The sequence below is a fragment of the Bacillus sp. AP50 genome, assembly GCF_040492675.1.
In the GTDB taxonomy this organism is placed as follows: domain Bacteria; phylum Bacillota; class Bacilli; order Bacillales; family Bacillaceae_G; genus Bacillus_A; species Bacillus_A cereus.
This window is the reverse complement of the sequence record NZ_JBEUTW010000032.1, coordinates 1-9,281: the sequence shown is the minus strand read 5'-3', so window position 1 is coordinate 9,281 and position 9,281 is coordinate 1. Positions and strand designations below refer to the sequence as shown.

The following is a 9,281-nucleotide window of genomic DNA, read 5'->3' as shown; positions in this document are numbered from 1 at the left end:
ATCATAATGCTTTGGAAAATATATTTAGTTATTGTAGCAATGTTAGCTATTATTTCGTTAGTAAGGGGCATGTTTCAAACACCAATTCAAAAGTTTGACTTTGTAGTTTCTATTATTACGTGGATAGGGCTCTTTGGTTTTGTATTTGATATACAAATATTAACCTCAATTGTTTGGAAATGTATCTTCTTGTTTAGCGTCATTTGGACTTTAACTGCAGTTTTTGTTTTTCGTTTATATGAAGAGCGAGATGAGCCGTTACCTTTTATATTTAAAGTAATTGGAATTATTCCAACGCTTCCATTATATTACGGATTATATCAATATGCATTTTAAAAAAGACAACGATGGATTATCCCATCATTGTCTTTTTTACTTTGCTTCTTACATAAATCATCCCAGCAAATGTTAATAAAAATGCTGTCCCGATAATGAAGCTGATGCTAGGTGATGCTCCGATTGCGCCGACTGTAAAGGAGCCAGCAACAACTCCTAATGAGAAGAAGGCATAAAATAATCCGAATGCCTTTCCGCGATTATCGTCTGTAGTATTTTCAACGAGTAAAGCGTTAATAGACGGGAAGAGGATTGCGAATCCAATTCCATAAATTATCATTACGATAAAGAGCATACCTTTTGTAGCAAATAATCCGAGTAAAGATAATGCGAATGCCATAACTGCAATTCCGATTAGCATTAGTTTCGAACGATTAAATCGATCGTAAATACGATTTGTTGGAAGCAAGAAGAAGAGGATAGCAGTTATACCAAATACACTTAACATCATGCCTGTTGTGGATGCTTTAAGCGCTAATGCCTCAACTTTTACTGGTAACATATAAGTGACAATTCCTTGTGAAAACATTAATGTGAAAGCACCAATATATGCTTGTAATAACGGTTCTGATTTTAAAAGTTCAACCATATCTTCTTTGTTCATCATTTGCGTTCTTGATGTATCTTTTCTTGATACGTTATTTGGTAAGAAGAATAGAGATACGATCGTACCAAGAGCCATTAAAATAGAAATAGTAATGAAGACCCATTCTACGCCAGCTGTTGCTTTCATAATACCGCTGAAAGCCGGTCCTACGATTGCGGCTGTTCCAACAGCAGCACCAGATAGAGCCATTGCTTTTCCTTGTCTTTTTGCATTTGTTTGTTTTGATAAAAATGTAAAGGCAGCAGGAATTAAAAAGCCATCACTAAATCCATGCATAAAGCGAACAACTAATAGTTGTTCACCACTTTGAACAACGGTGTATAACAAGACTATGAAACTCGTAATTCCCATGCTTATATAAAGGATTTTTTTTGCACCAAATTTATCGACAGCTGCTCCAGCAATAATATTACCGATCATATTAGCGAATGAGTACATACCGACAACTAGCCCGATAATAAGAGGGGTTCCTCCAAGGCTTTGAGCGAAAGTACTCATAATAGGTAATTGTGAAAATGTATCTAAAAAAGCCACGATAACGATAAAGTAAATAAAATATTTCAAGCGATATTCACCTCTCCTATGCTATTATGGCACAATGCTAATTTCACCTGCAATGAAATTGATTAACAGATGTGGAAAAAAGTACAAAGTGACAAAATATTGAACGTTATTTGTAAAAAATTAGTAAGGATGTGATTGTTTTTTTGAAATATATGGATAGAAGTATTATAATAGAATTGTAAACTTCACCAGGTTAAGTATATACATAGAGAGGGATGTATAAAATGAAAGCACTACTTTGGCATAATCAACGTGATGTACGAGTAGAAGAAGTACCAGAACCAACAGTAAAACCAAGAACAGTGAAAATCAAAGTTAAATGGTGTGGTATTTGTGGGACAGACTTGCATGAATATTTAGCAGGGCCTATTTTTATTCCAACAGAAGAACATCCATTAACACATGTGAAAGCACCTGTTATTTTAGGTCATGAGTTTAGTGGTGAGGTAATAGAGATTGGTGAAGGAGTTACATCTCATAAAGTGGGAGACCGCGTTGTTGTAGAACCAATTTATTCTTGTGGTAAATGTGAAGCTTGTAAACATGGACATTACAATGTTTGTGAACAACTTGTTTTCCACGGTCTTGGCGGAGAAGGCGGCGGTTTCTCTGAATATACAGTAGTACCAGAAGATATGGTTCATCACATTCCAGATGAAATGACGTATGAACAAGGTGCGCTTGTAGAACCAGCAGCAGTAGCAGTTCATGCAGTACGTCAAAGTAAATTAAAAGAAGGGGAAGCTGTAGCAGTATTTGGTTGCGGTCCAATTGGACTTCTTGTTATCCAAGCAGCTAAAGCAGCAGGAGCGACTCCTGTTATTGCAGTTGAACTTTCTAAAGAACGTCAAGAGTTAGCGAAATTAGCAGGTGCGGATTATGTATTAAATCCAGCAACTCAAGATGTGTTAGCTGAAATTCGTAACTTAACAAATGGTTTAGGTGTAAATGTTAGCTTTGAAGTAACAGGTGTTGAAGTTGTACTACGACAAGCGATTGAAAGTACAAGCTTCGAAGGACAAACTGTAATTGTTAGTGTATGGGAAAAAGACGCAACAATTACTCCAAATAACTTAGTATTAAAAGAAAAAGAAGTTATTGGTATTTTAGGATACCGTCACATCTTCCCAGCTGTTATTAAATTAATTAGCTCTGGTCAAATTCAAGCAGAGAAATTAATTACGAAAAAAATTACAGTCGATCAAGTTGTTGAAGAAGGATTTGAAGCACTTGTAAAAGATAAAACACAAGTGAAAATTCTTGTTTCACCTAAATAAGATAGAATCGAATAGAGTAGCCCTTTTCTAGAAATAGAAGAGGGCTACTTTTTTTCTATACTGAAAGGTGATAGACTTTCCTTTGACTAAATGTATTTTTGTTTGGAAGGGAGAATCTAATGCTTTCATTTTTGTTAACTTTAAAGCGAATGTTAAGAGCCTGTTTACGAGCGTGGAAAGATAAAGAATTTCAAGTATTATTCGTATTAACAATTTTGACTTTAATATCGGGTACGATTTTTTATAGTACAGTTGAAGAATTACGTCCTATTGACGCTTTATATTTTAGTGTGGTCACGTTGACGACTGTCGGTGATGGGAATTTTAGTCCGCAAACTGATTTCGGAAAGATATTTACAATCTTATACATATTTATTGGGATTGGATTAGTGTTTGGATTTATTCATAAGTTAGCAGTTAATGTACAATTGCCAAGTATATTATCGAATAGAAAAAAAGAGTAAAGCATTCAGATGCTTTACTCTTTTTTTACATTAGTTTAGACAAGCCTTAATAATAGTTTATTAAAATGAAAGTGTATTCATTCATTATATTCACTGTGTATAAAGTTATAATGATATGAACATTTGCATATTTTAATTTATTGATAGAAATTTCGTGAAAGGTGGGATATTCTAGTCATAGGTTAACCGGACGACATCATAGGATCCTAACAAAATGTTTACAATAATTCAATTATAAAATGGAGGATTTTATATGAAAAAGAAAGTACTTGCTTTAGCGGCAGCTATTACATTAGTTGCTCCATTACAAAGTGTTGCATTTGCTCATGAAAATGATGGGGGACAGAGATTTGGAGTTATTCCGCGCTGGTCTGCTGAAGATAAACATAAAGAAGGCGTGAATTCTCATTTATGGATTGTAAACCGTGCAATTGATATTATGTCTCGTAATACAACACTTGTAAAACAAGATCGAGTTGCACTATTAAATGAATGGCGTACGGAGTTAGAGAACGGTATTTATGCTGCTGACTATGAAAATCCTTATTATGATAATAGCACATTTGCTTCACATTTCTATGACCCTGACAATGGGAAAACTTATATTCCGTATGCAAAGCAGGCAAAGGAAACTGGAGCTAAGTATTTTAAATTAGCTGGTGAGTCTTACAAAAATAAAGATATGAAACAAGCATTCTTCTATTTAGGATTATCTCTTCATTATCTAGGGGATGTAAACCAACCGATGCATGCAGCAAACTTTACGAACCTTTCGTATCCACAAGGGTTCCATTCTAAATATGAAAACTTTGTAGATACGATAAAAGATAACTATAAAGTAACGGATGGAAATGGATATTGGAACTGGAAAGGTACGAATCCAGAAGATTGGATTCATGGAGCGGCAGTAGTTGCGAAACAAGATTACGCTGGCATTGTAAATGATAATACGAAAGATTGGTTCGTGAGAGCTGCTGTATCACAAGAATATGCAGATAAATGGCGCGCTGAAGTTACACCAATGACAGGTAAGCGTTTAATGGATGCACAACGTGTTACTGCTGGATATATTCAGCTTTGGTTTGATACGTACGGAAATCGTTAAGTATTTAAAAAAGGTCAAATCTCAGAATAGAGTATTTGGCCTTTTTATCACTATACAATACATGGAGGTATGAAACGTGAAAGGTAAATTGCTAAAAGGTGTACTTAGCTTAGGTGTTGGTCTAGGAGCTTTATATAGTGGAACGTCAGCTCAAGCAGAAGCGTCTACAAATCAAAACGATACATTAAAAGTGATGACGCATAATGTATATATGCTATCAACAAACTTATATCCGAACTGGGGACAAACTGAGCGTGCTGATTTAATCGGGGCGGCAGATTATATAAAGAATCAAGACGTAGTTATATTAAATGAAGTGTTTGATAATAGCGCATCAGATCGTTTATTAGGGAATTTGAAGAAAGAATATCCAAATCAAACAGCAGTATTAGGTCGTAGTAGTGGAAGTGAATGGGATAAAACGTTAGGAAACTATTCATCTTCAACTCCTGAAGATGGTGGCGTTGCGATTGTGAGCAAATGGCCAATCGCTGAAAAGATTCAATATGTATTTGCAAAAGGATGCGGGCCAGATAATTTATCGAATAAAGGATTTGTATACACGAAAATTAAGAAAAATGATCGCTTTGTTCATGTAATTGGTACGCATTTGCAAGCGGAAGATAGTATGTGCGGAAAAACTTCACCTGCATCTGTACGTACAGACCAATTAAAAGAAATTCAAGACTTTATTAAAAATAAAAATATACCAAATAATGAGTATGTGTTAATTGGTGGTGATATGAACGTAAATAAAATAAATGCAGAGAACAAGAATGACTCAGAGTATGCATCTATGTTTAAAACATTGAACGCTTCTGTACCATCTTATACTGGACATACAGCGACTTGGGACGCAACGACAAACAGTATTGCAAAATATAATTTCCCTGATAGTCCTGCTGAGTATTTAGATTATATTATTGCAAGTAAAGACCATGCGAACCCATCGTATATAGAGAATAAGGTGTTACAGCCGCAATCTCCACAATGGACTGTTACATCATGGTTCCAAAAATATACGTATAATGATTACTCTGATCATTATCCAGTAGAGGCGACTATTTCTATGAAGTAGTTTCAAAAAGTTTCTTCGTAAAGAAGAAACTTTTTTTATTTGCAAACAGGAAAATCACACTTTCTTTCCAATATGTATAAGACATATTGAGAAGAGGAGAGAAAAATGTGGATCGAGGAATTTTTAAAGAAGTTCCATTACCGTGTGCATTTTTGGATGAAGTGGCTTTAGATAGAAATATTCAATCGATTATAGAGTTAAGTGGAAATAAAAAGATTCGTATAGCGAGTAAATCGTTACGCTCTGTTCCGATTATGCAAAAGATACTAGCTGCAAATGATCGATTTCAAGGTATTATGTGCTTTTCACCTAGAGAGATTTTATTTTTAATAGAACAAGGATTTAATGATTTATTGCTTGGATATCCTGCTTACGATGAAAGAGCTCTGTATGAAATTAGTTTGTTAACAAAGAAAGGTTTCATTATAACTTGTATGGTGGATTGTGAAGAGCATATTGTGTATTTAGAAAACATTGCTGAGCAATCTAAAGGATGTTTTCGTGTTTGTTTGGATATTGATATGAGTAGTCGCTTCTTTCAATTTCATTTTGGTGTACAAAGGTCCCCAGTAAAAAATGTGCAGGATGCGTTGAAAGTAGTAGAAAAGGTGAGAAGGTCATCATATTTAATGTTAGATGGTGTAATGGGATATGAAGCTCAAATTGCCGGGGTGGGCGATTATATACCGAATCAATGGTTGAAAAGTAAAGTGATTTCGTATTTAAAGCAGAAATCAGTGCTAGAAGTTAAAGAAAGAAGAGAACATATTGTAAAAGCAATACAAAACATTGGTATTGAGCTAAGGTTTGTAAATGGAGGCGGAACAGGAAGCATAAAAACAACCGAGAAAGATAATTCAGTTTCAGAGATTACAATAGGTTCTGCTTTTTATTCTCCGAAGCTGTTTGATTATTATAAAGAGGTGAAATTTCATCCAGCGGTCGGATTTGCCTTACCAGTTGTGCGTAAACCAGTCCCGTTTATTTACACTTGCCTAGGTGGTGGATATATTGCTTCAGGAGCAGTTGGAAAAGATAAAGAGCCTGAAGTTTGGAGACCGAAGGGTGCAAAATTATTAGCTTTAGAAGGTGCTGGCGAGGTACAAACGCCAATTTTTTATAACGGCGAGGAACGAGTGGATATAGGAGAGACCATTTTGTTTCGTCATAGTAAGGCTGGTGAATTATGTGAACGCTTTCCTTTTTTGTATCGTGTTAAAAAAGGAGAGATTGTCGGGGAGTATTCAACATATCGGGGGGATGGCCAATGCTTTCTATAAAGGGACAAAAGTGGAGAAATTGGACAGGGAATGTAGAAGGAACGCCGCATTATACGATGTATCCAGAAAGTATACAAGATGTAGTAGAAGTTGTGGGGCTTGCGCGAAAAAAGGGAAAGAAAATTCGTGTTGTCGGTTCAGGACACTCGTTTACCCCCCTTGTGCAAACGGAAGAAGTTTTAGTTTCTTTAGATGAATTGAAGGGTATTGTGAATATTGATGCAGAGAAGATGGTTGCTGAAGTATGGGCAGGAACAAAGTTATATGATTTAGGGAAGTTACTTGAGGAAAAAGGTTATGCGCAAGAAAATTTAGGGGATATTGATTCGCAATCTATTGCAGGAGCGATTAGTACGGGGACTCATGGAACGGGTATTACCTTTGGGAGTTTATCAACACAAGTTATAGAGATTACGGCAGTTCTATCTAATGGTGAGAGTATAGTTTGTTCGGAAGCTGAGAACGTAGAATATTGGAGAGCGTTTCAGTTGTCACTTGGAATGTTAGGTATCATTGTAAAGATAAAATTGAAGGTTATTCCAGCGTATTCACTCGTTTATGAAAGTGAAAAACAGTCATTATCCACTGTAATGAACAAACTAGAAGAATATAAGAAGCATCGTCATTTTGAATTTTTCGTTTTTCCTTATTCTGATGAAGTACAAGTGAAACTTACGAACGAAACAACGAATAAAGGCAGTGATTTGAAATGGCATAAACTAAAGGTGGAGTTACTTGAAAATAGGATGTTCTCTTTACTATCTAAAGGATGTAAATGGTTTCCTTCTATAAGTAAAGGCGTGAGTCGGTTATCAGCTAAAGCTGTACCAAACACAAAAATAATTGGCCCGAGCTATGAAGTATTTGCTACATCACGTACGGTGCCATTTTATGAAATGGAGTATAGCATTCCTTCAAAGTATATGAGGACGGTTGTAGAAGAAATCTCAAATCTTATTGAAAAGAAAAAGTATAAGGTGCACTTCCCAATCGAATGCCGCTATGTGAAAGGGGATGATATATGGCTTAGTCCGGCCTATGGAAGAGATTCAGCATATATCGCTGTTCATATGTATAAAGGTATGAAATATGCTGCTTACTTTGGTGAAGTGGAAAAGATTTTTCTGAAGTATGAAGGGCGTCCACATTGGGGGAAAATGCATACATTATCGTATGAACAATTACAATATATATATCCAGAGTTTCATTCGTTTTTACAGGTGAGGAAATCTCTAGATGAACTTGGAATGTTTTTTAATCCTTATGCGGAGAAGTTATTTATCCCGCTATTTGTCAGGCAGTAAGACCCCTACCTCAAAATTCAGTGGAAGCAAAGAAGTTAGGTGAGGGCTAATTAAAGTTTCACATTATGTATATGAAAAAGGTGACAAATAATTATTTGTCACCTTTTTTTAGTGTAATTGCATTTCTTGTATGACTAATATGTTCATAAAATAGTAGTTTATCCCGGCTAAATACATGTAGTAAAACATGAATAATAAATAGGCCGTTAATGATGAATAAGAATAACAATGTAACGAGTAATACTAAAGGCTCTGTGTGATTTAAAATAGAGCTACTAGAAAGAATATAATTGATTCCACCTAATGCAAAATAAAATATACCGTAGCGAATAAATAGTTCTTTTAATGTAATACGATTTGATTTTCCTTTCACGTGAATGCGAAGCAATGCTTTCCCAATTGTTTTTCCGTTAGTAAAGTATGGAATAATAATAAAGTAAATAAGGATTGAACACGTAATGAAAATGAGTTCATACATATTGGTGTAAGATTGCATATTAGAAACGAAGAAAGAATTTCCTTTGTTTTTAACGACAGGTACGACGATAGATAAGAAAATCCAATCAATTTGCATCGCGATAAGGCGACGAATGAATCCGACTGGTTTCGTTTCCAAATCAATATGACTATCTAACTCGTTTGTCTTCGGAAGGAAGTACGTAAATATTGGTGCAATGATAAAACCAATTACGCCACCTAATGTATTTAAAAACAAATCATCGATATCAAATAATCGGTATGCACAATTGTATATACCGTATAATCCAGTCACTTGTGTTAGCTCGAAAAATAGTGAAAGGAAAAAGGAAATGCAAATTGTTTGTAAGAAACTACGTCGGAAATAATAACGTAAGTAAATACCGAATGGAACAGTTAATAGAACGTTAAAGGCAACTTGTAAAAACGCAGACTCTTTTAATAAGTAGAAATAAGTAGCTGGTTTCGTTAAAACTGCCGATGTATGACTACTAATCTCTTGTATGAAATAAAATGGTGCGAGTTGCATGTGTTGTGTATTAGCCGGTTGTAGGCTACAAGTATCAAACGTTTGTGGCAACGGCAAAATAACAAGAAAATAGGCATTTAATAAGTAAAGTAATAATGAGTATAAAATAAATGAGCGCCATTTATTTAAATAACCGTATTTTCGATAATTAAATATTAAAAAAGGGATTAAAAGAAACATTGCTAAAAAAGGAAATAAAATAAATGCTGTTTTCACTGGAAATAAATATGCAGTCAAAGTAAAACTCCTTTCAATAAAAA

At 34.9% G+C, this 9,281-nt stretch carries 9 protein-coding genes; 7 read left to right on the top strand and 2 right to left on the bottom strand.

The features are described from left to right. Nucleotides 1–6: 6 nt before the first annotated feature. On the top strand, nucleotides 7–336 hold the full coding sequence (locus tag ABWK52_RS04450; RefSeq protein ID WP_000964467.1) for a hypothetical protein: 330 nt from the start codon (nucleotides 7–9) through the stop codon (nucleotides 334–336). A gap of 16 nt (nucleotides 337–352) precedes the next feature. Here ABWK52_RS04450 and ABWK52_RS04445 read toward each other — a convergent pair whose 3' ends face one another. Further along, nucleotides 353–1,507: an MFS transporter gene (locus ABWK52_RS04445; RefSeq protein WP_000873270.1), complete on the bottom strand. Its 1,155-nt coding sequence runs from the start codon at nucleotides 1,505–1,507 to the stop codon at nucleotides 353–355. A 224-nt stretch (nucleotides 1,508–1,731) separates the two neighbouring features. Between ABWK52_RS04445 and bdhA the strand changes: the two genes are divergently transcribed. The 6 genes from bdhA to ABWK52_RS04415 all read left to right on the top strand — a co-directional run bounded on the left by bdhA (nucleotide 1,732) and on the right by ABWK52_RS04415 (nucleotide 8,015). Then, nucleotides 1,732–2,784, top strand: coding sequence for a (R,R)-butanediol dehydrogenase (gene bdhA / locus ABWK52_RS04440; RefSeq protein WP_098541044.1), 1,053 nt, complete (start codon nucleotides 1,732–1,734; stop codon nucleotides 2,782–2,784). Nucleotides 2,785–2,903: 119 nt separating this feature from the next. Next, nucleotides 2,904–3,248, top strand: a complete 345-nt coding sequence (locus ABWK52_RS04435) for a potassium channel family protein (protein WP_000948209.1) — start codon at nucleotides 2,904–2,906, stop codon at nucleotides 3,246–3,248. 253 nt (nucleotides 3,249–3,501) lie between these two features. Further along, nucleotides 3,502–4,353 carry a phospholipase CerA gene (gene cerA / locus ABWK52_RS04430; RefSeq protein ID WP_000730997.1) on the top strand — a complete coding sequence of 284 codons (852 nt, stop codon included), beginning with the start codon at nucleotides 3,502–3,504 and terminating at the stop codon, nucleotides 4,351–4,353. Nucleotides 4,354–4,429: 76 nt separating this feature from the next. Beyond that, on the top strand, nucleotides 4,430–5,431 hold the full coding sequence (gene sph, locus ABWK52_RS04425; RefSeq protein ID WP_000676797.1) for a sphingomyelinase C: 1,002 nt from the start codon (nucleotides 4,430–4,432) through the stop codon (nucleotides 5,429–5,431). Between the two features lie 107 nt (nucleotides 5,432–5,538). Then, a complete protein-coding gene (locus ABWK52_RS04420) occupies nucleotides 5,539–6,711 on the top strand; it encodes an amino acid deaminase/aldolase (RefSeq protein WP_000373747.1) in 1,173 nt (390 codons plus the stop codon). Then, complete coding sequence (locus tag ABWK52_RS04415; protein WP_000948950.1) at nucleotides 6,699–8,015, top strand: D-arabinono-1,4-lactone oxidase; 1,317 nt, start codon at nucleotides 6,699–6,701, stop codon at nucleotides 8,013–8,015. Before ABWK52_RS04420 ends, ABWK52_RS04415 begins: the two co-directional genes overlap by 13 nt. A 91-nt stretch (nucleotides 8,016–8,106) precedes the next feature. Here the strand turns inward: ABWK52_RS04415 and ABWK52_RS04410 are convergent, their stop codons facing one another. After that, a complete protein-coding gene (locus tag ABWK52_RS04410) occupies nucleotides 8,107–9,258 on the bottom strand; it encodes a VanZ family protein (protein ID WP_000128014.1) in 1,152 nt (383 codons plus the stop codon). Nucleotides 9,259–9,281: the final 23 nt, after the last annotated feature.